Annotated in this window: 24 protein-coding genes; 14 read left to right on the top strand and 10 right to left on the bottom strand. The window is 70.0% G+C overall.

Going from position 1 to position 19,300, the window contains the following annotated elements:
* Positions 1–645 (bottom strand): hypothetical protein, encoded by a 645-nt coding sequence (locus ACTFAP_RS08785; protein WP_500468703.1) that lies wholly within the window; start codon positions 643–645, stop codon positions 1–3.
* A 97-nt stretch (positions 646–742) separates the two neighbouring features.
* On the opposite strand from ACTFAP_RS08785, the gene ACTFAP_RS08790 reads away from it, so the two are divergent.
* The 3 genes from ACTFAP_RS08790 to nhaA all read left to right on the top strand — a co-directional run bounded on the left by ACTFAP_RS08790 (position 743) and on the right by nhaA (position 4,158).
* The gene (locus ACTFAP_RS08790; protein ID WP_500468705.1) at positions 743–2,083 is read left to right on the top strand and encodes a TrkH family potassium uptake protein; all 1,341 of its coding nucleotides are present in this window, start codon (positions 743–745) and stop codon (positions 2,081–2,083) included.
* 85 nt (positions 2,084–2,168) lie between these two features.
* Positions 2,169–2,843, top strand: a complete 675-nt coding sequence (locus tag ACTFAP_RS08795; RefSeq protein WP_500468706.1) for a potassium channel family protein — start codon at positions 2,169–2,171, stop codon at positions 2,841–2,843.
* A gap of 79 nt (positions 2,844–2,922) precedes the next feature.
* Positions 2,923–4,158: a Na+/H+ antiporter NhaA gene (gene nhaA, locus ACTFAP_RS08800; protein WP_500468708.1), complete on the top strand. Its 1,236-nt coding sequence runs from the start codon at positions 2,923–2,925 to the stop codon at positions 4,156–4,158.
* A gap of 149 nt (positions 4,159–4,307) precedes the next feature.
* Here nhaA and ACTFAP_RS08805 read toward each other — a convergent pair whose 3' ends face one another.
* The 3 genes from ACTFAP_RS08805 to ACTFAP_RS08815 form a co-directional block, all read right to left on the bottom strand.
* A complete protein-coding gene (locus ACTFAP_RS08805; protein ID WP_500468710.1) occupies positions 4,308–4,973 on the bottom strand; it encodes a hypothetical protein in 666 nt (221 codons plus the stop codon).
* 146 nt (positions 4,974–5,119) lie between these two features.
* A complete protein-coding gene (locus tag ACTFAP_RS08810) occupies positions 5,120–6,370 on the bottom strand; it encodes a CehA/McbA family metallohydrolase (RefSeq protein ID WP_500468711.1) in 1,251 nt (416 codons plus the stop codon).
* A 121-nt stretch (positions 6,371–6,491) separates the two neighbouring features.
* Positions 6,492–7,151 carry a formylglycine-generating enzyme family protein gene (locus ACTFAP_RS08815; protein ID WP_500468713.1) on the bottom strand — a complete coding sequence of 220 codons (660 nt, stop codon included), beginning with the start codon at positions 7,149–7,151 and terminating at the stop codon, positions 6,492–6,494.
* A gap of 273 nt (positions 7,152–7,424) precedes the next feature.
* On the opposite strand from ACTFAP_RS08815, the gene ACTFAP_RS08820 reads away from it, so the two are divergent.
* Entirely contained in the window at positions 7,425–8,036 is a 612-nt protein-coding gene (locus ACTFAP_RS08820) for a DUF4232 domain-containing protein (RefSeq protein ID WP_500468714.1), read from the top strand.
* 93 nt (positions 8,037–8,129) lie between these two features.
* On the opposite strand, the gene ACTFAP_RS08825 is transcribed toward ACTFAP_RS08820, so the two are convergent.
* The gene (locus ACTFAP_RS08825; RefSeq protein WP_500468715.1) at positions 8,130–8,321 is read right to left on the bottom strand and encodes a DUF397 domain-containing protein; all 192 of its coding nucleotides are present in this window, start codon (positions 8,319–8,321) and stop codon (positions 8,130–8,132) included.
* Positions 8,322–8,330: 9 nt separating this feature from the next.
* Complete coding sequence (locus ACTFAP_RS08830) at positions 8,331–9,161, bottom strand: helix-turn-helix domain-containing protein (RefSeq protein ID WP_452631215.1); 831 nt, start codon at positions 9,159–9,161, stop codon at positions 8,331–8,333.
* A 266-nt stretch (positions 9,162–9,427) separates the two neighbouring features.
* Here ACTFAP_RS08830 and ACTFAP_RS08835 point away from each other — a divergent pair, with 266 nt between their 5' ends.
* From ACTFAP_RS08835 to ACTFAP_RS08880, 10 genes are all read left to right on the top strand, one after another.
* Positions 9,428–9,844 (top strand): ATP-binding protein, encoded by a 417-nt coding sequence (locus ACTFAP_RS08835; RefSeq protein ID WP_500468716.1) that lies wholly within the window; start codon positions 9,428–9,430, stop codon positions 9,842–9,844.
* Positions 9,832–10,191 carry a hypothetical protein gene (locus ACTFAP_RS08840; protein WP_451750186.1) on the top strand — a complete coding sequence of 120 codons (360 nt, stop codon included), beginning with the start codon at positions 9,832–9,834 and terminating at the stop codon, positions 10,189–10,191. Before ACTFAP_RS08835 ends, ACTFAP_RS08840 begins: the two co-directional genes overlap by 13 nt.
* Complete coding sequence (locus ACTFAP_RS08845) at positions 10,188–10,556, top strand: hypothetical protein (RefSeq protein ID WP_500468718.1); 369 nt, start codon at positions 10,188–10,190, stop codon at positions 10,554–10,556. Before ACTFAP_RS08840 ends, ACTFAP_RS08845 begins: the two co-directional genes overlap by 4 nt.
* Positions 10,557–10,663: 107 nt before the next feature.
* Positions 10,664–10,855, top strand: a complete 192-nt coding sequence (locus tag ACTFAP_RS08850; protein WP_500468719.1) for a hypothetical protein — start codon at positions 10,664–10,666, stop codon at positions 10,853–10,855.
* The gene (locus tag ACTFAP_RS08855; RefSeq protein WP_500468720.1) at positions 10,839–11,363 is read left to right on the top strand and encodes a DUF6879 family protein; all 525 of its coding nucleotides are present in this window, start codon (positions 10,839–10,841) and stop codon (positions 11,361–11,363) included. The genes ACTFAP_RS08850 and ACTFAP_RS08855 overlap by 17 nt, the downstream gene beginning before the upstream one ends.
* A complete protein-coding gene (locus ACTFAP_RS08860; RefSeq protein WP_500468722.1) occupies positions 11,360–12,187 on the top strand; it encodes a helix-turn-helix domain-containing protein in 828 nt (275 codons plus the stop codon). The genes ACTFAP_RS08855 and ACTFAP_RS08860 overlap by 4 nt, the downstream gene beginning before the upstream one ends.
* The gene (locus tag ACTFAP_RS08865; protein WP_500468723.1) at positions 12,184–12,699 is read left to right on the top strand and encodes a DUF6879 family protein; all 516 of its coding nucleotides are present in this window, start codon (positions 12,184–12,186) and stop codon (positions 12,697–12,699) included. The genes ACTFAP_RS08860 and ACTFAP_RS08865 overlap by 4 nt, the downstream gene beginning before the upstream one ends.
* 168 nt (positions 12,700–12,867) lie before the next feature.
* Entirely contained in the window at positions 12,868–13,002 is a 135-nt protein-coding gene (locus tag ACTFAP_RS08870) for a hypothetical protein (protein ID WP_262832830.1), read from the top strand.
* Positions 12,999–14,120, top strand: a complete 1,122-nt coding sequence (locus ACTFAP_RS08875) for a methyltransferase domain-containing protein (RefSeq protein WP_500468724.1) — start codon at positions 12,999–13,001, stop codon at positions 14,118–14,120. The genes ACTFAP_RS08870 and ACTFAP_RS08875 overlap by 4 nt, the downstream gene beginning before the upstream one ends.
* A 271-nt stretch (positions 14,121–14,391) precedes the next feature.
* Positions 14,392–15,000 (top strand): DUF4232 domain-containing protein, encoded by a 609-nt coding sequence (locus ACTFAP_RS08880; RefSeq protein WP_500468726.1) that lies wholly within the window; start codon positions 14,392–14,394, stop codon positions 14,998–15,000.
* A gap of 76 nt (positions 15,001–15,076) precedes the next feature.
* On the opposite strand, the gene ACTFAP_RS08885 is transcribed toward ACTFAP_RS08880, so the two are convergent.
* The 4 genes from ACTFAP_RS08885 to ACTFAP_RS08900 are packed head-to-tail and all read right to left on the bottom strand — an operon-like array spanning position 15,077 to position 19,221.
* Entirely contained in the window at positions 15,077–16,150 is a 1,074-nt protein-coding gene (locus ACTFAP_RS08885; protein WP_500468728.1) for an ABC transporter ATP-binding protein, read from the bottom strand.
* A complete protein-coding gene (locus ACTFAP_RS08890) occupies positions 16,150–16,977 on the bottom strand; it encodes a carbohydrate ABC transporter permease (protein WP_390123271.1) in 828 nt (275 codons plus the stop codon). The genes ACTFAP_RS08885 and ACTFAP_RS08890 overlap by 1 nt, the downstream gene beginning before the upstream one ends.
* Positions 16,974–17,876 carry a carbohydrate ABC transporter permease gene (locus ACTFAP_RS08895; RefSeq protein ID WP_500468730.1) on the bottom strand — a complete coding sequence of 301 codons (903 nt, stop codon included), beginning with the start codon at positions 17,874–17,876 and terminating at the stop codon, positions 16,974–16,976. Before ACTFAP_RS08895 ends, ACTFAP_RS08890 begins: the two co-directional genes overlap by 4 nt.
* Complete coding sequence (locus ACTFAP_RS08900) at positions 17,851–19,221, bottom strand: extracellular solute-binding protein (protein ID WP_500468731.1); 1,371 nt, start codon at positions 19,219–19,221, stop codon at positions 17,851–17,853. The genes ACTFAP_RS08895 and ACTFAP_RS08900 overlap by 26 nt, the downstream gene beginning before the upstream one ends.
* Positions 19,222–19,300 lie beyond the last annotated feature (79 nt).

Consider the following 19,300-nt stretch of genomic DNA (forward strand, 5'->3'; position numbering starts at 1 on the left):
TCAGCGCGGCAACTGGTTCTCGAGGTACCCGGTCGCCGGGCCGGCGTCGTACGGCGCCACCCAGAAGAACTCGCGTTCAGGTTCGTAGCCGAAGATCAGCGCCCGGCTGCCGGCCCCGAGGTCGGCGCCCTCGGGCCCTTCGGCGCGTACTTGCACGATGGCGGTGCCGCCGTCCTCGGCGGTGACCTCGGCCTGGCCGAAGTCGGCCGTGACGCGGCTGGTGCGCACGACGCACACCTTGCCCACGAAGTCCTCGTGCTGGGAGCCGGTGTCGGCGGCGAAGACCTTGCGCAGCGGCAGGACGGCCAGCCGTGCGGCGCCCCAGCCGGCCACCAGGGCGACCGGGACGGTGGCGACGCGCAGTGCGGTGGCGTCCAGCAGTTCGGTGCCGGCCATGGCGGTGAACCAGGCGACGGCGATGAGCAGCGAGAGCGGGATCGCGGCGGGCACGCCGCTCAGGCCGAGCAGGGCCATGACACCCGCGAAGCCGCCGATGTCGCCGTCACCCGCACCGTCGCCGCCCTCGGCGACCGAGCCGCCGACGCCGAACAGCACCCCGAAGATCCAGTACAGCAGCACCACGGCGAGAGGGAAGGTGAAGATCACGGCCGGAAACGCCATGGCCGTCGTGAAGAACTCCCCCATCCTTCAACCCCCCTATGGTGATATTGACAATATTTATACGCGACGATCGTCCCCGGTGGTACCCCAGGGGCGTATCGACCGCCGTTACGTTCAGGACGTGCACACCCACCCGGCACGCATGGTGGCCCTCGGTTTCGCCCTCGCGGTCGTCGTCGGCACCACCGTGCTGGCGCTGCCGATCTCCCGCGCGGGAGACGGTGCGGCGCCCCTGCTGACCGCCTTGTTCACCGCCACCTCCGCCGTCTGCGTGACCGGTCTCGCCGTTGTAGACACCGGAACGTACTGGAGCGGTTTCGGCGAAGTGGTAATTCTTTTCCTGATTCAGGCGGGCGGCCTCGGCATCATGACGCTCGCCTCGCTGCTGGCGCTCCTGGTCGTCGGGCGGCTGCGGCTGATGACCACGCTGCGAACGCAGGCCGAGTCCAAGATCGGGATGGGTCAGGTACGCGGCGTGCTCAAGCGGGTCGCGCTGATCACCGTGACGGTGGAGGCGGTCACGGCCCTGATCCTGGCCCTGCGCCTGTGGCTCGGGCACGGACAGTCCCCGGGAACCGCCGCGTACTCGGGGATCTTTCACGCCGTCTCGGCCTTCAACAACGCCGGCTTCGGGCTGCACGCCGACAGCCTGACCGGCTACGCGCACGACCCGTGGGTGCTGCTTCCGGTGTCCGCGGCGGTGATCCTGGGCGGCCTCGGCTTCCCGGTGATCCTGGAACTGCTGCGGCAGTGGCGCGGGGGGCGCCGCCGGGCGAGAACCCCCCGTGCCTGGTCCCTGCATCTGCGGCTGACCCTGTGGCTGACCGGAGCGCTGCTCGCGGCGGGGACAGCGCTGACCCTGCTGTTCGAATGGTCCAATCCCGGCACGCTGGGACCACTGGGCAGCGAGGACAAGGCCCTGGGCGCGTTCTTCCACTCCGCGATGCTGCGTACCGCGGGCTTCAACGCCACCGACATCAGCGCCCTGGAACCCGCCACGCTGCTCGGTTCCTGCGTCCTGATGTTCATCGGCGGCGGCAGCGCCGGAACAGCCGGCGGCATCAAGATCACCACCTTCGCCGTCCTGGGAGTGGCCATCCTGGCGGAGGTGCGCGGCGAGCCGGGCGCGAGCATCTTCGGACGGCGCCTGGCGCCGCAGGTGCTGCGCCAGGCCCTGACCGTCGCACTGCTCGGCGTGGCCGCTGTCATGGCGTCCTCCATCGCGCTCCTGGCCATGGTGGACGCGCGCGCCGAGATCGTGCTGTTCGAGGCGGTGTCGGCCTTCGGCACGGTGGGCCTGTCGGCCGGGCTGACCGGCGACCTCGACGGTCCCGGTCAGCTGATCATCACCGCCCTGATGTTCCTCGGCCGGGTGGGCCCGATCACCCTCGCCTCCGCGCTGGCGCTGCGCCACCGCAAGCAGCGGTACCGGCTGCCCGAGGAACGCCCGATCATCGGATGAAGCCCCGGCCCCCGCTCCCGACGCCCACACCCACCGTGCGCACGCACGGACGTCATCACCCCCTCGCACGGAACGGAGCACAGTGATGCCCAGACGACGCCGCGGTCACCCCGATCAGCGGGTGGCGGTCATCGGCCTCGGCCGGTTCGGCATGTCCCTCGCCGGAGAGCTCATGCGCACCGGCTGGGAGGTGCTCGGAGTCGACGCCGACGAGCAGCTCGTCCAGCGGCACAGCGACGCCCTCACCCACGCCGCGGTCGCCGACTGCACCGACCACGAGGTCCTGCGCCAGCTCGGCATCCCCGACTTCCACCATGTCGTGGTCGCCATCGGCAGCGCCGTGGAGGCCAGCATCCTGGTCACCTCCCATCTCCTGGACGACGAGGTGCCGAACATCTGGGCCAAGGCCATCAGCCACCAGCACGGCCGCATTCTGGAGCGGCTCGGCGCCCACCACGTGGTGCAGCCCGAACACGAGATGGGCGAGCGGGTCGCGCACCTGGTGGCCGGACGGATGCTGGACTTCATCCCCTTCGACGAGCACTACGCCCTGGCCAAGACCCTGGCGCCCCCGACCGCCACGGGGCGGCCCCTGGGCGCCACCGCGGTGCGCTCCCGGCACGGGGTGACCGTGGTCGGCGTCAAGCGGCCGGGCGGGCACTTCACCTATGCGACGGCGGAAACCGTGCTCGAACCGGGCGATGTGATCATCGTCACCGGGGAGACGTCCGCCGTGGAGGCGTTCGCGAATCTGGGTTAGCTTTGCGGGCAGGTGCGCCGGGAAGTCTGGTCGGCAATGTGCAAACATTTGTCCCTTTACAGCCCCGGAGGCTCTCTTCATGACCCCGCCGCAGACCACCACGCCCGCCCCGAACGCGGAAGATCAAGACCGCCGTTCGATCGCGGAATTCCTGCGTCTGGAGGTCACCGGCGGCCTGATGCTGCTGATCGCCGCCACACTGGCGCTGATCCTGGCGAACTCCCCGGTCAGCGACACATACACCTCGGTGCGCGACCACCACCTCGACATCCCCTGGCTGGGCCTGAACCTCTCCATCGGCCACTGGGCCTCGGACGGGCTGCTCGCTGTCTTCTTCTTCATCGCGGGTGTCGAGCTGAAGCGGGAACTGGTCGTCGGGCAGCTGCGCAAACCGGCCGCCGCCGCCCTCCCAGTGGTCGCCGCCATCGGCGGCATGGCCGTACCCGCCCTCATCTACGTGCTGGTCAACGGCCTGCAGGGCGGCGCCATGGACGGCTGGGCCGTCCCGATGGCCACCGACATCGCCTTCGCGCTCGGCGTCCTGGCCGTCGTCGGCCGCAAGCTCCCCTCCGCGCTGCGCACCTTCCTGCTGACCCTCGCCATCGTCGACGACCTCATCGCGATCATCATCATCGCGGTGTTCTTCGCCTCCGACCTGAACCTGTGGTTCCTGCTCGGCTCGATCGCCGGACTCGCCCTCTTCGGCTTCCTGCACCACCGGGGGGTACGCGGCTGGTACATCTACGTGCCGCTCGCGCTGGTGATCTGGGGCCTGATGTTCAACAGCGGCGTGCACGCCACCATCGCCGGTGTCGCCATCGGCATGCTGCTGCGCACCACCACCAAGCCGGGCGAGGAGACCGCCCCCGCCGAGCACATCGGGCACCTCGTCCACCCCTGGTCGGCGGGCCTGTGCGTCCCGCTGTTCGCGCTGTTCGCGGCCGGGGTGGCGGTCTCCGGTGACACCTTTGCCGACATGATCCACGAGCCCGAGGCGCTCGGTGTGACCCTGGGCCTGGTGGCGGGCAAGATCATCGGCGTCTTCGGCGCCACCTGGCTCGTGGCCACCTTCACCCGGGCACAGCTCCACCCCTCCCTGAAGTGGCCCGATGTCTTCGGCGCCGCCATGCTGGCCGGCATCGGCTTCACCGTCTCGCTGCTGATCGCCGAACTGGCCTTCGCCGACCTGCCGCACCTGATGGAACACGTCAAGGTCGCCGTCCTGCTCGGCTCGGTCATCGCGGCCATCGGCGCGGCCATCGTGCTCACCCTGCGCGGCCGGGCCCACGAGCGGGCCGGCACCTCCGAGGAGTAAGCGGTACGTCCCCGGACCACGGCGCCCGGCCGGGCTCACCCGGCCGGGCCCTCCGGTGCGCAGCCGTTCAGCGAGGTCATTCCGCAGGTTGCCGGCCGGAGAGCGCGTGGTACGACTTGCGGGCGCCCCTCACCCGGCGGTACGGACCATCACCGCTGGGACCGCCCGCCCTCGCGCTTCGGCGGAATCCACCAGCAGTGGCGGCCTGACGCGGAGGCCAGCAGGACGCCGGAAAGAGTTCCGGTGACCATTCCCACCCCCGCGAGCCACGCGACCGCCGCCACATAGGACGGAGGGTCATCCGTGCGGGGCTTGACATGGCCCTGCGGGTCGTAGATCACGTTCACCCGCGAGCCCTCGATCAACCCGACACATCCCCTGGGGACATCGAGGTGCGGGCGGATGCGTTCCCCTTCGGCGGTCTCCAGCCGGCACGCCGGGGATGTCTCCCCCACTCTGTGGTTTTGGGAAGGGCCGCCCGCCACGGTCCCGGTCACCACGGCCTCCGTCCAGCGGCCTCGGGTTTCGAGTGTCAGGGACTCCGCGGCGGAGTACGCGACCACCCCGGCGGCGAAAGTGGGAAGGGCGGTGATGACCACCAGTATGGGGACGGGCGCGACGCGCAGCCGTTCGCCGGCGATCGAGGTGAACGCCAGCCAGACCGCCGCGACCAGCAGCCCGATGAGCAGGAGGGACAGACCGACCGAGGGCCACAGGTCGAAGCTGACGCCAACCACGGACAGGAGGAGCACGACCGTAATGACCAGGACGCTCAGCGCCAGTTGCACGACCAGAAGTCCGGCTATTTTCTTCATAAGTGTCTCCCCCTACCCCTTTGCGGAGACGTTCGATCACGGGGCCTGGGCCGGCCGAACAACGGGGTCGGCCATGTCGGTTCCCCTCCCACCGCTCGACCCGTATCGTGGCCGGCCCGCCGCCTCACGAGGCACCCGAGGGGTCCCTACTGGCACAGGGCCAGCACTTCGTTGCCCGGCCCCTCCAACCGGTAGGGCCCGCCGGGCTCGTCCGGCCCCGGGGGCGGTGCCGGGAGCAACTCCCGCTCCCCCGACACCACCTGGCGCCCGCCGTCCGGGCGCACCAGCACCGTCCCGGCGGCGTTCAGCGCCAGCAGTTCGCCACCGGTCCGCAGCAGCAGCGCGGCGCGCGGGCCGCCCGCGTGGACGGCGGTACGCCCGGCTGCCAGGCCCGCCAGGACGGAGCGGACACTGTCATCCCGCGCCAGCACCCATGTGGTGGGCGACCCGGGCGGGGGCCGTTCACCGCCCGGCCGGTGGAAGTCGCTGCCGCCGATCGCGATCACATCGGGCCGCCAGGCCAGCGCCCACGCCAGCGGCGCCCCGTACCTGCGGTCGCGCCACGTCGGATGCCACAGCTCCACATGCCGGGGCCGCAGCCGTGGGGCGAGCGGCAGCCGCCAGGAACAGTCCGTGGCCACCGGGTGGTTGACCGAGAGCACCCCGCCGCGCCGCTCGATCTGCGCGCCCCAGGTGTCGGCCGGCTCCCGGAAGTCGACCCAGCCGGTGTCGCCGAAGACATTGGCGTGCCCGAGGTCGGTGGTGACCTCCTGGCCGGGCACGAGGGTGATCCCGTACCTGGCGCCCACCGCGGCCAGCTCCGCGTGGTGCGAGACGGTGTTGTGATCGGTGACGGCGAGGAAGTCGAGCCCCCGGGTGACCGCGAGCGCCGCCAGTTCGGAGACGGTGAGCGCCCCGTCGCTGTGCACCGTGTGCGCGTGGAAGTCCCCCGCCAGCCAGCGCATCCCGTCCACGGCGGGCAGCGGCGTGCGCGGCGGCCGTTCGGGGGGCACCGGCGGCGCGGCCTGCGCGGGCGGCACTGGCCGGCGCCCGGTGGTGACCACCCGCAGCGTGTACGCCACCCCCTGCGGCGGCACCCGGTGCAGCCGCAGCAGCACGTGCCACAGCCCCGGCTCCGGTTCACCCGGCAGATAGCCCGGTGTCGCCCAGTCGGCGGCGACGGTAAAGCTCTCGCGCGCCCCGCCCGACCAGCCCCGGAACCCGCCGGGCCCCCAGCAGCCGAGGTCCAGCACACCGCCGCTGTCCCGGTCGTACGCGAGCTCCACGCGTACCGCCGCCACCCCCGCGCCCACCTCGAAGGGCAGCCGGCGCACCTCCCCCGCCACCCGGTCCGCAACGCTCCACCTGCCGCGAAGCACCACCTCGCTCAACCCCACACCACCTCCCGCCACCAGACTCCCGCGATCCCCGCCCGCGCACCACCCCGCCGGTACGGGTGGGGCGAACGTGCCTGATGAGGACCGTCCGGCCCGGGAGGAGCAGCCGGAAGACACCCTCTCAGGGCTGGGGCAGCGGCACGGTGCGCGCGACGCGGAACCCCACGTCGTCGATCCGGAAGGTCGGGTGACTGCGCCGCCGCACCGACGCCCGGCAGCTCCAGTGCTCGTCGGCCCACCCACCCCCGCGCAGTACCCGGTAGGTGCCGTACACCTCGGCGTCGTAGAGGTCCCAGCACCAGTCCCACACGTTGCCGAGCATGTCGTACAGACCCCAGCTGTTCGGCAGCCTGCCGCCTACGGGGTGCATCCCGCCCTCGGAGTTGCCCCGGTACCAGGCGATCTCGTCCAGCCGGCCGTACCGCGCGCCGGTGCTCCCCGCGCGACAGGCATGCTCCCATTCGGCCTCGGTCGGCAGCCGGTACCCGTTGGCGGAGGCGTCCCAGGCGGCCCGCTCGTCGTTGACACCCAGCTCGTACGCGGGCGTCAGCCCCTCGCTCTCGGACAAGGCGTTGCAGAACCGGACCGCATCCCACCAGGAAACACCCTCGACCGGCAGCCGATCGCCCGGAACGCTGCTGGGCCGCAGGCCCGTGACGCGTGCGTACCAGGACTGTGTGACCGGGAACGCCGACATCCGGAACGGCGCGACCTCGACCGTCCACGTGCTCCGCGTCCGCCGGTCGGACAGCGTCACCCGCCCCGACGGAACGGCCACCATCTCGTCTGCTGCCCCCGCGTCCACAAGAGCCCACCCTAGGTCCTGCCTGGCGCACGGGACCGCGGGGTGAGGTGATGGCCGCCGGGCGGCGAGGGGAGAGGCAGGGCTGCCCGCGAAGGGCAGCCCGATGGACGAAAGGGCCACCGCCGCGTTCGCGGGGACAGCGCCGTGAAACAGAACCCGGACATGTACGCGATCATTTGATGAACGCTCCTGACCTAGTGTTTTCCGTGTCAGTACGACACCCCACACCAGCACCTGATGGAGCCTCCGATGCGTACGCGTCTCGCCACCCGCCCCGCTCGCCTCGTCCTGGCCGCCGCTGCGGCGGTCGCCCTGACCGCGACCATGACCGCCTGTGAGGACGACTCGGCCACCCCGGCGGCCCCCTCCACTGGCGGCTCGGACAGCGACGACGCGACGGACGAGGACACCACCGACGAGGACGCCCCCGGCAGCGGCCACGAGGGTGAGCCCGTCACCCAGGGCTGCGGCACGACCGACCTGACCTTCACCGTCACCGAGGAGACCCAGGCCGGGGGCTACTTCCTGGTCGCGGCCCAGGCCAACGAGGGCATCACCTGCACGCTGGAGGGCTCCTACCCGATGGCGTTCTTCGGTTCCGCCGAGGAGAGCCACGTCTCGCCCGCCGGGCAGTCCGTGGACGACAGCATCGAGATGTCCGGCGACACCATCGCCTACGCCGGCATCAACCCGAAGACCACCAACGACGACAACGGCGCCGAGTACGAGCAGATCTTCATCAGCATCCTGGGCGAGGACGGCGCCAACGCCGTGGAGTTCCCGATCTCCGCCACCCTCGTCGACCAGCCCGAGGCGACCAACTGGAGCCTGCGGGACATCGACGCCGTCCCCATGAGCTGACGCCTTTGCGGAGCGACCGAAGCGGTACGCCAGGGTTGCGACCCGGCGGTCATGACGACCGCCGGGCGTCCGCCCGTTCAGGGGCGGCGGGGCTCAGCCCTTGACGTGCCGGAGGAACACGCTCCAGGCCGCCCCGGGGAACACGAACGCCCCCCGCGAACGGTCCTTGCTGTCCCCGACCGCCACCAGGCCGTCGTCCGTCAGCTGGGTCTCCACACAGCTTCCGCTCCCCCCGTTCGAGTAGCTGGACTTACGCCACCTCGCTATCGGCAGCCCATATCGCATGACTTTCCCCTACGCGTGATCGAGTTCCACCGCGATGGCAGAGATCAACTTCATCGAGTCGGCAGAGGACAGGGCTTGAGTCCGCAAGTGCTCCTCAGCGATCCGATACGGCTCCAGATCGGCCTCTTCCTCGATGAAGAGCCTACTCGTCTTCTGTTCGAGAAAGACGATGTCCATGTGCCCCGGCGCCGGGTATACGAATCGCAGGAACGAGCCATCCATACCGGCGTGGGCGCCCGCGCTGTTCGGGATGACCTGGATCGACAGATGGGGCGGCTTCGCGAGGCCAACGAGCTTCCGCAACTGCTCAGCCATGACGGACGGACCTCCGATCTGTCGATGGAGGGCTGCCTCATCCAGAACGCAGATGATCCGGGGAGCGTTGGGACCGACGAGTACCTTCTGTCGTTCCAGCCGGATCTGAACCGCCTGGTCAACGGACGGGCTGAAGGGGTCCGGAAACCCGTCGATGATCGCGCGGGCGTATGCCTCGGTCTGGAACAGACCCGGGACCACGTTGGCTTCGTACTGGAAGACCTTGCTGGCCGTTGACTCAAGCTCGATCAGCTCCATGAGCTTCGGCGTCAGAACATCCTTGCGTTGCTGCCACCAGCCACGCTTACGACTGTTCCGGTTGAGCTCGCCCAAGCCCTCGCGCAGCTCCTGGTCCTGGACGTCGTAGAAGTCGAGAAGGGCGACGAGTTCGAGGCGGCTCAGACCGGTCTTCCCGGATTCCACCCGGCTGATCTTCGCGTCACTCGCGTCAACGACCTCTGCGGCCTCCAACTGCGACTTTCCCGCGTGCTCCCGCAGCCGCCGCAACTCCATCCCCAGCCGCATCCTTCGGACCGTCATCACTGGTCGACCCACGGCAACCCCCTCTTGTGTCTATTGGGTTCGGCTCAGTGTGCCGCAACCGTCGCCCGGGACGGGTTCAGATTCACTCCGCAGAGGTAATCGTCGCAACTTGCGACGCGATGCCTTGCGGATCGCCGTCGGCTACGCCACCCTGGTGACGCTGACGTTGCGCTTCCACCCGGCTACAGCACGTGGCTCTCTCTGCGCACGTCACAACGCCCCCTGTCAGCAGACACGTTGGAGGTGTGATGAGGAATCCGGTGCAGGTCGCCTACAGCAAGAACGTGTACGGGCAGTCGTTAACGGCCTGTGCCGTCCAGGTCGAACGCTGGCGCACGGTGGCCGCCGAGGTGGTGCGGGGCTGGGGCGGCGGGCGGGACTGCGCGGAGCTGGTGCGGCTGGGGGTCAGCGAACTGATCACCAACGTGGCGCGGCATGTGGAGAGCCCCCGCTGCTATCTGCGCATGACCCGCATCGAACTGGAGGTCACCGTGCAACTCTTCGACCGCTCCCGCCAACTCCCGGTCCTCCTGGGGCACGCGCCCGACTGGGACGCGGAAGGCGGACGCGGCCTGTGGATGCTCCGGGAGATGGCCGACGACTTCGGGTGCGAGCGCACTCACCGCTGCGCCGGGAAGATCGTGTGGTTCCGATGCACGCTGTGAACCTCTCGCCGCAGGTCTGGGTGCAGACCGATGCGATCTCCGGCTGGGCGGAAGAAGGGGACTGCCTGATGTGCCAGCGCTCGGGCGTCCTGGTGATGTGGCTCGGCCCGGTGGTCGGGTTCGGACGCAGCCGGCCGTTCCATGCCTGCGAGCCGTGCGCCACCCGGCTGGCGCGCTGGGTGCGGGGTGCCGAGCCCGAACCGTGCGAGCCCCTCCCGCGTTCGGGTGGCGAGACCACCCATGAACGACGCTACGAGATCGCCGTCAACTCCGTCGCGGCGGTGACCATCTCCGGCCTTCTCTCCCTCACCTCCACCGCCGCCGGACTCTGGCTGGGGGCACGGTGAGGAATCCCGTCACCGCCCCGGTCCTGGCGCGCGCACTCGCCGATCTCCTCACCGGCGCCCGTGCGACGACAGTCGGGCCCGAAGGGCGGCAGATCATCACGCTGGCCCTCACCACTCGCGGCGCCGATCTGTTGATCCGCACCCTGGCCGGAGCCGGGCGGCTGTACACACCCGGCAGCCTGCTGTGGTGCGCCAAGCAACGACGCGTCGGCACGGTCCTCGCCCGCGAGCAACGCCTGGTCCGGCTGCGGGCCGTCGCCGACGACCTCCCCTTCCACGCCCCACCCGGCACCCTCCGGCCCGCCACCCTCCCCCAGATCCAAGCGGCCCTCGCCATACGCCAACGCTGGCACGGGCCCGACTGACCCGACTTTCCCGTTACGGAAACCGCATCGCCTTGTGCGCTGCGTAATGACCCTGCCAGGATCAGGACACGACGTGCACCGCCACGGACATGGGGGTTTTCATAGCGATGCGTGTGACGCAGCTGGTGAGTGAGTGCGAGCTCGGAGACTGCCCCACCCTCTACGCAACGGACCGGGGGACCTTGCTCGTGCAGGGAGAAACGCCCGACGACCACGGCTTGCAGCTACCGGCGCATGAGACGGTTGTGGAGATCCCGGTGGACCTGATCCGAAAGGCAATTCGTGACCAGCTCATCTGAGACCCTCGGGGACCTCTTCGCCACGTTCCAGCGGGAGGCGTTTCGGCTGGAGACACTGGATGTGTACAACATCCCCCGGAGCGCGGCCAACCTCCAGGCGTTCCTGGACGGCAAGCCCCAGCCGGAGGGTTACAACGCCGAGTGGGTGGAGCAGATTCGCTCCCACACCAGCGCGGGGAAGAGGGTCTACCGCGTACACATCCTGTCCCGCCCGCTGACGCCTTACCTCAAGTACGAGCTGGGCTGGGGTTACCGGACGAACATCTCGGGTGGCGAGGAGTTCTTCATCCTGGACACGACAGACCGGCCCAACCCCCTGCCCGGGATCGGTGACTTCTGGTTCTTCGATTCCCAACGCCCCGCGATGATGCATTACGACGAGACCGGCGCCTTCCTGGGTGCGGAGACACTGCCGGACGACCGGGCCGAGGAGTTCATCCGCTACCGGGAGGCCGCCCTCGCGCACGCCCGGCCCTTCCCGGAGTGGTGGGCAGAGCACGGCGAGTGAACCGCGCACAGCTCGGGAGTGTGCTGCGGGAACTGCGGCTGGCCTCCGGAAGACAGGCCAATGGCGTGGCCCGCAGCGCAGTCATGTCCCCGAGCAAGCTCAGCAAGATCGAGAACGGGAGACTCACCCCAAGCACCGCTGATGTCGAACTCATTCTCTCCGCTCTCGGTGTCACCGGCGACATAAGGGACCAGTATCTGGAGATTGCCCGCACCCAGGCGACAGAGGCGCTCGCCTGGCGTCTCCTCAAGCGTTCCGGGGTGCACAAGGCACAGCAAGAACTGAGGTCCGTCGAAGCTCAGATGACAACGCTGCGACTGTTTCAGCCCGCGCTGGTTCCCGGGCTTCTCCAGACCCCGGAATACATGCGTGCGATTCTGGGCCGCCACGGGCTGAGCGAGGATTCCCTGCACCGCACCACGCTCGCGAGGCTGGAGAGGCAGGGCGTTCTCCACGATTCGGGCAAGAGGTTCTCCTTCGTCATCACAGAGACGGTGCTCCGATGGCTGATCGTGGAGGCCGATGTCATGGCGCGGCAGTTGGAGCGGATCATCTCTCTGTCGCGACTGCCTCAGGTGGACATCCGGTGCGTGCCTCTGTCCGCCCGACAGACAGACATCGCAAATCACTCCTTCGTCATCCGCGATGATCGCACCGTGACGGTCGAGACCATCCATGCGGAACTCACGGTCACCGACCCTCGTGACATCGATCTGTACATTGCCAGATTCGAAGCATTTCAGCACAGTGCCCTGGCAGATGACGCCATGCGGTCCGCATTGAGCGCCATCCGCGTTGAACTTCTGAAAGGTGGGGCCTCATGATCAGTGGCGAGGATTTCAGTCGGCTGTTCCGCGACTTTCAGCGAACGGCCTTTCGGCTGGAAACGCTGAGTGTCTACGATGTGGCCGAGGAGCAGGAGGAGTTCGCGGCGTTCCTGGCCGGCGAACCGATGGACGATTCCTGGCACGACAGCCCGTGGGTTCGGTCGATGACCGACCTGGGGAAGGAGCTGTCGCGCGTGCATGTCCTTCGCTCGCCGCTCACGGATTACCTCCGGTACGAGCTGGCCGCCTACCCGGGGAACATCACCGCCGGCGAGAACATCGGGATCATCGACCTCGCACATCAGGAGGTCAACGGGTTGCCGGATCACGACTTCTGGCTGTTCGACGATGCGGAGGTCTACCGCATGAACTACACGGACGCGGGGCAGTTCATCGGCGCGGAGTTGCTCCCGAGTGAGTCCGTGCGGCGTTATCAGGGCTATCGCGATATCGCCCGCAAAAACGCCATGCCGTTCGCGGAGTACCGCGATCAACTGCTCCGGGATTGAGCGGCGGGGACCAGCGACACGCGCCATCCACCCTCGCGGTGCGATAATGCGCCCGCTGGAGCACATCCGGGATGGATTCTTGACGCAACGGGAAAGTGGGTAGTCCACCGATATACGGGTGGGCATGCTGGTGACACTGACAGCGAAGAATGAAAGGGAGTTGGTGTCATGAGCGGTAAGCACGGTGATGGCAAGGGCGGTTCCGAGGGGGATCAGCAGCAGTCGCCCCGGGAATCGGACGGGCAGTGGAAGCGCCCCGTTCCGCCCGCCGGGCCGCAGCAGCCCGGAGGCGGCAAGAAGTGACGTACACCGAGGACGCGGAGTATCGGCGGCTCATTCACCGGATGGGTGAGAGCGGTGATCTCGCGGCGGGCTGGCGGGGGGCGTTTCTGCGCACCCCGCGCGGCTCTTTCGTACCGGACACCATCTGGGCCGAGGACGGGCCCAGCGGGTACCGGGCCGTCCGTCAGCACGAACAGCCCGGGGAATGGTGGGCGCGGGTCAACTCCGACGCCGTCGTGGTGACCCAGCTCGACGACGGGAACTCGGACGGGCCGGGGGTGGCCACCAGTTCGGTCTCCATGCCCTCGCTCGTCGCCCGCATGCTCGGGCATTTGGACGCCCGGGCCGGCCACCGGGTGCTGGAGGTGGGCACCGGGTCCGGCTGGTCCACCGCGCTGCTCTGCGCCCGCGTCGGGGACGGGCAGGTCACCTCCGTGGAGATCGACGGTGCCCTCGCCCACCGTGCCGCCCTCGCGCTCGACCGCGTCGGGCTCCGGCCCCGGCTGCTGGTCGGGGACGGGGAACTCGGCAGCACCGGGCACGCGCCGTACGACCGGATCGCTTCCACCGCCGCCGTCGCCCGCGTGCCCCACGCCTGGGTCGCACAGTGCCGGCCCGGTGCGCTGATCGTGACACCGTGGGGGACACCGCTGTGCAACGCCGGGTTGCTCAGGCTCCGCGTCGCCGACGACGGCACCGCCGAGGGGCGGTTCGTCGACAGCGTCCACTTCATGTGGGTACGGGGGCAGCGCCCTCCTCCCGCCGACACCGACACCGACACCCACACCCACACCGAGGAACGCGGCTCGGTGACCACCGTCCAGCCCCAGCACGTACTCGACTCCGTGCACGCCGCCTTCGCCATCGGGCTGCGGGTGCCCGGCGTGCGGTACCGCGAGGAGTGGAACGGCTCGGACCCGCACGGGACCTGGCGGCTGGTGCTGTGGGACGAGGGAGGGTCCCGCGCCCTGGTCCGCGCCGACGGGGCGGTCCGGCAGTGTGGGGCGCGCGGCCTCTGGGACGAGGTCGCGGCGGCCCGGCAGTGGTGGGACGGGGCCGGACAGCCCCCGCTGACCGCGTTCCGGGTACGGGTCGGACCGGAGGGGCAGCAGGTTCGGCTGGGTACGGCGTCACCGTAGAGCGGGCGGGGAACGCACGGGGACCCACGTCGGGGCCGCCACGCGGCGGGAACGGGACCCCCGCCGTGCCGCCGACGGGGGCAGGGCGGGATGAGCGCCGCCCGGTACGGGAAGGGCAGCGCCGTGACCCAAGGGGTCACCGCCGCGTTCGCGGGGACAGCGCCGTGAGACAGAACCCGGACATGCACGCGATCATTTGATGAACGCTCCTGACCTAGTGTTTTCCGTGTCAGCACGACACCGCACCACCCACAACCCCCCGGAGCCTCCGATGCGTTCGCGCCTTGCCAACCGCCCCGCCCGTCTGATCCTGGCCGCCACCGCCGCCGTCGCGCTCACCGCCACCATGACCGCCTGTGAGGACGACTCGGCCACCCCGGCGGCCCCCTCCACCGGCGGCTCGGACAGCGACGGCGCGGACGACACCACCGACGAGGACGCCCCGGGCAGCGGTCACGAGGGCGAGCCGGTCACCCAGGGCTGCGGCACCACCGACCTGACCTTCACCCTCACCGAGGAGTCCCAGTACGGCGGCTACTTCCTGGTCGCCGCCCAGGCCAACGAAGGCATCACCTGCACCCTGGAGGCCACCAACCCGGACGTGTTCTTCGGCTCCTCCGAGGAGAGCCACGCCTCCGCCATCGAGTCCGGGAGCGGGAGCTTCGAGCTGTCCGGCGACACCATCGCCTACGTCGGCATCAACCCCAAGACCACCAACGACGACAACGGCATCGAGTTCGAGCAGGTCTTCCTCGGCATCGCGGGCGAGGACGGCGCCAACGCCGAGGAGTTCCCGATCTCCGCCACCCTCATCGACCAGCCCATCGTCTCCAACTGGACCCTCGACCCGTCCGACCTGACCGGCTACATGGGCGGCTGACGCACACGCGGAGCCTCCGAAGCGGCATACGGGGCTACCGCCCGGCGGTCACGACGACCGCCGGGCGTCCGCCCGTTCACAGCAGTTCGCCGTCGCGGTAGACCAGCACGCGTTCGGGGCGCGGAATCGCGTACCCCCGCTCGCCCACCGTCACCGGGAGGTCCTCCGGGACGGTCACCTGGAGCGAGGCGCCGGCTTCCTCGGAGTCCAGGGTGAGGAGTTGGGTGCTGCCCAGGTTCTCGATCACCGTGACCCGCCCGGGCAGCGACCCCGGGGCGTGGTGCGCGGTGTAGCGCAGATACTCGGGACGGATGCCGTACACCACCTCGGCACCGTCCGGCAGGGGGCGCGCCCCCTCCCCCATCGGCCCCGGCAGCAGGACCCCGGCGACGCTCACCCACGCGCCGCGTACCGTGCCGGGCAGCAGATTCATCGGGGTGGAGCCGATGAACGAGGCCACGAAGGTGTTGGCCGGACGGCGGAAGACCTCGGTGGGGGTGCCGAGTTGACGGATCCGCCCGCGTTCGAGCACCGCGATCCGGTCGGCCAGGGCCAGCGCCTCCGCCTGGTCGTGGGTGACGAAGACGGTGGTGACGCCCAGTTCGCGCTGGAGCCGCTTGAGGAAGGTACGGGCCTCCAGGCGCAGCCGCGCGTCCAGGTTCGACAGCGGTTCGTCGAACAGGAACACGCTGGGACGCACCGCCATCGCCCGGGCCAGCGCGACCCGTTGCTGCTGGCCGCCGGACAACTGTCCCGGGCGGCGTGCGAGATAGTCCCCCAGCTCCAGTTCGCCGGCGACCTCGGCCGCCTTCGCCGCGCGTTCGGGCCCCGGCACCTTCCTGATCCGCAGCGGGTAGCCGATGTTGTCGCGCACCGTCATGTGCGGGAAGAGCGCGTAGTCCTGGAAGACCATGGCCACGTCCCGCTTCCCCGGCGGCAGCGCGGTGACGTCCCGCCCGCCGATCGCCACCGTGCCGCCGGTGGCCGCCTCCAGGCCGGCGATCGTCCGCAGCAGTGTCGTCTTGCCGCATCCCGAGGGGCCCAGCAGTGCGAAGAACTCCCCGTCCGGCACCACGAGATCCAGGGCGTCGAGGGCGGTGACGTCCCCGGGGTAGACCTTGGTCAGCCCGGTCAGTGAGATGGCCGCCATCAGCTCTTGATCCCTCCGTGGAAGCGGAAGCCGTAGCGGGAGCTGACGAACAGGAACATCAGCACCACCGGCAGCGAGTACAGCAGCGAGAAGGTGGCGATCAGCCCGAGGTCCGGCTGCCCGCCCTCGGTGTAGAAGGTGTACATGACGACCGCCGCCGGGGATTTCTCCGGCGAGCGCAGCAGCAGGAACGGGATGAGGAAGTTCCCCCACACCTGGGCCACCGACCACACCCCGATGGTGGCCAGCCCGGGGCGCACCAGGGGCACCACCACGTGGCGGACGATCTGGAGCGGGGAGGCGCCGAAGACCCGCGCGGACTCCTCGTAGGAGCGGGGCGTGCCGTCCATGAAGTCCTTGAGGATGAAGATGGCGCTGGGCAGCAGTCCGCCGCCCATGACCAGGATCACGCCCAGCTGGGCGTCGATGAGCCGCAGTTCGTGGGCGAGGTTGAACAGCGGCACCATCGCGGCGGTGCCGGTCACGATGGAGGACAGCAGGAGCAGGACGTACAGCAGCGCGTCGCGGCCGGGCAGCCGCACCCGGCTCAGGGCGTACGCGGCCAGCGCCGCGGTGACCACCACCAGCGTGCCGGTGCCGGCCGCCAGCAGCGCCGAGTTGCGCAGCGAGCGCAGCGCGCCCGGGTTGTCCAGCAGTTGCCGGAAGTTGTCGAGGGTGAAGGACGGCAGCGAGGCGGCGATGGTGGGGGTGCGGTCGAAGGGGGCGAACGCCAGCCACAGCAGGGGCAGGGAGAAGAACGCGAGCAGCACGGACAGCGCGGTGTAGCGGGCGAGGGTCCGCAGGGTGCGGGTCACGGTCTCGTTCACGCGGCGGGCTCCTTGCTCCGGGAGCGCAGCAGCCGCACGTACACCAGGGCGATGACCAGGTTCGCCAGCAGCATGAGCACCGACAGCGCCGCCCCGTAGCCGAGTTCGCCGCCCTGGAGGGCGGTGCGGTAGAGCAGCACCGGCATGATCTCGGTGCGGTTGTCGGGGCCGCCGCCGGTGAGCAGGAACGGGGTGAAGTCGTTGAACGTCCACAGGCTGATGAGCAGCAGGTTGGTGAGGACGTGGCCCTTGATGCGGGGCAGGACGACATCCCGCAGCTGCTGCCAGGTGGACGCCCCGGCCAGCCGGGCGGTCTCCAGCTGCGAGGGCGGGACGTTCCCCAGGGCCGCCGCGTAGAGCATCATCGAGAAGGCGGTGCCGCGCCAGATGTTGAAGACGATGATGGACGCCATGGGGTGTTCGAGCAGCCAGGCGGTGCCGGGGGTGCCGAGCAGGGCGTTGAGGGTGCCGTCGTCGCGGTCCAGCAGGGCGATCCACAGGAACGCGACCACCGAGCTGGGCAGGATCCAGGCCAGCAGCACCAGTGATTCGACCAGGCGCCGCAGCAGCCCGGTGCGGTTGCGCAGCAGCCAGGCGATGCCGAAGCCGAGCAGGGCCTGGCCCAGGACGGCGGAGCCGACGACGAATTGCAGGGTGAGCCACAGGGAGTCGGTGAACCGGTCCTCGTTGAGGGCGCGTTCGAAGTTGTCCAGGCCAACGTTCTGCGGGTCGGCGGCGGCCAGTCCGGTGAGCCGGTAGTCGGTGACCCCCAGGTAGAGCGTCCACAGCGCGGGGAACAGCAGGAACGCGGTGATCAGCAGCAGCGCGGGGGCGGCGAAGGCGCCGGCCCGGCCCCGGCCGAGGCCGGCGGCGTCACCGCCCGGCGACGTGCTCGGCACCGCCGACGACCCCCGTGAGTGCTTCCTGGTACGCCTGGGCCGCCGCTGCCGGGTCGCCGCCGGAGATCACCTCGGCGGTGGCCTCCTGCAACAGCAGCGACACCTGCGGGTAGGCGGCCAGCGGCGGGCGGTAGAAGGTGTACGGCAGGACCTCGCCGGCGACGAAGGACAGCATCGGATCGCCCGCCAGGACCGTCTCGTTGACGTCGGTGCGGGCCGTGATGCGGGCGTCCTGGCCGCTCATGGCGGCCTGGAGCGCCTCGGCCGAGTTCATGAACGCCAGCAGTTCGAAGGCGAGGTCGGGGTCCTCGCCGGCGGGGTTGAGGACGCGGACGCTGCCGCCCGACATGCTGACGAAGTCCTGTCCGCCGGCCCCGGCGCCCGGGGTGACGGCCGGGATCTTGGCGTAGCCGACGGCCGTGTCCCGCTCGGCCATCGGTGCCGTGCCGCTGTCCGGGTCCAGCACGCCGCGCCACAGGTAGTCGCCCTCGGCGAGGATGCCGACGCGGCCCTCGGCGAACCACTGGAAGGACTTGTCGCGGCCCTGCGCCTCCTGTTGGAGCAGCGGGTCGCCCAGGCCGCCGCCGTACACCTCGGCGTACAGGCCGAGTACCTGGTCGAGCGCGGGTCCTGCGCCCGTCCAGGTGCCGTCCTCGTGGATCTGCGCCCCGGCGCCGGCCAGCAGCGGCAGCACGCCCTGCATGGTGGTCGCCTCGCCCATGGCGGTGCCGCCGTTGAGCTGGATCGGGATCACGCCGTCCAGGTCGCTCAGTGCCCGCCCGGCGTCGAGGATCTCCGCCCACGAGGCGGGCTGCCACGTGGTGGGCAGTCCGGCCTGGGCGAACAGGTCCTTGTTGTAGTAGAGGACCCGGCCGTCGGTGCCCCAGGGGATGCCGTACAGCTCGTCCTCGAAGCCGGCGAGTTGCCGTACCGCCTCGGGGATCTGGGCCCAGCCGTCCCACTCCAGCTGCCCGGCGGTCAGCGGCTCGATGTAGCCGGCCTGCGCGAACTCACCGACCCAGATGCCGTCCAGGGTGATGATGTCGGGGCCCGCCCCGGCCTGGAGGTCCAGGGCGGTCTTGGTCTTGTACTGCTCGTCGTCCACGCCGCTGGGTTCGAAGGAGACCGTTACCTCGACCCCGTTCGCCGCCTGCGCCTCCTCGAAGCGCGGGATCACCCAGTCCTCGATCCACGCGGCCTCCTCGGCGTTCTTGCCGCCGGCCACCGCGTTGGCGCTGATGGTGAGGTGCGCCGAACCGTCCCCCGCCCCGCCGCCCGATCCTCCGCAGCCGGTCAGCAGCAGTCCCAGGACCACCGCCCCGCCCGCGTACGACACCGCCCGCATCGCCCTCAGCCCCTCTCCGCTGCGAGACGCCTGATGAGGGAGAAGTACCCGAGGAACGGATCACCGTAAAGGGCTGCCG

The organism is Streptomyces sp. PH9007 (genome assembly GCF_059813725.1).

Bases quoted from the DNA above. Each gene is read 5' to 3' on its own strand.
- ACTFAP_RS08785 (WP_500468703.1), bottom strand. From the start codon at position 645: ATGGGGGAGTTCTTCACGACGGCCATGGCGTTTCCGGCCGTGATCTTC.
- ACTFAP_RS08795 (WP_500468706.1), top strand. From the start codon at position 2,169: ATGCCCAGACGACGCCGCGGTCACCCCGATCAGCGGGTGGCGGTCATC.
- nhaA (WP_500468708.1), top strand. From the start codon at position 2,923: ATGACCCCGCCGCAGACCACCACGCCCGCCCCGAACGCGGAAGATCAA.
- ACTFAP_RS08805 (WP_500468710.1), bottom strand. From the start codon at position 4,973: ATGAAGAAAATAGCCGGACTTCTGGTCGTGCAACTGGCGCTGAGCGTC.
- ACTFAP_RS08815 (WP_500468713.1), bottom strand. From the start codon at position 7,151: ATGGTGGCCGTTCCGTCGGGGCGGGTGACGCTGTCCGACCGGCGGACG.
- ACTFAP_RS08820 (WP_500468714.1), top strand. From the start codon at position 7,425: ATGCGTACGCGTCTCGCCACCCGCCCCGCTCGCCTCGTCCTGGCCGCC.
- ACTFAP_RS08825 (WP_500468715.1), bottom strand. From the start codon at position 8,321: ATGCGATATGGGCTGCCGATAGCGAGGTGGCGTAAGTCCAGCTACTCG.
- ACTFAP_RS08830 (WP_452631215.1), bottom strand. From the start codon at position 9,161: ATGCGGCTGGGGATGGAGTTGCGGCGGCTGCGGGAGCACGCGGGAAAG.
- ACTFAP_RS08835 (WP_500468716.1), top strand. From the start codon at position 9,428: ATGAGGAATCCGGTGCAGGTCGCCTACAGCAAGAACGTGTACGGGCAG.
- ACTFAP_RS08840 (WP_451750186.1), top strand. From the start codon at position 9,832: ATGCACGCTGTGAACCTCTCGCCGCAGGTCTGGGTGCAGACCGATGCG.
- ACTFAP_RS08850 (WP_500468719.1), top strand. From the start codon at position 10,664: ATGCGTGTGACGCAGCTGGTGAGTGAGTGCGAGCTCGGAGACTGCCCC.
- ACTFAP_RS08865 (WP_500468723.1), top strand. From the start codon at position 12,184: ATGATCAGTGGCGAGGATTTCAGTCGGCTGTTCCGCGACTTTCAGCGA.
- ACTFAP_RS08870 (WP_262832830.1), top strand. From the start codon at position 12,868: ATGAGCGGTAAGCACGGTGATGGCAAGGGCGGTTCCGAGGGGGATCAG.
- ACTFAP_RS08880 (WP_500468726.1), top strand. From the start codon at position 14,392: ATGCGTTCGCGCCTTGCCAACCGCCCCGCCCGTCTGATCCTGGCCGCC.
- ACTFAP_RS08885 (WP_500468728.1), bottom strand. From the start codon at position 16,150: ATGGCGGCCATCTCACTGACCGGGCTGACCAAGGTCTACCCCGGGGAC.
- ACTFAP_RS08900 (WP_500468731.1), bottom strand. From the start codon at position 19,221: ATGCGGGCGGTGTCGTACGCGGGCGGGGCGGTGGTCCTGGGACTGCTG.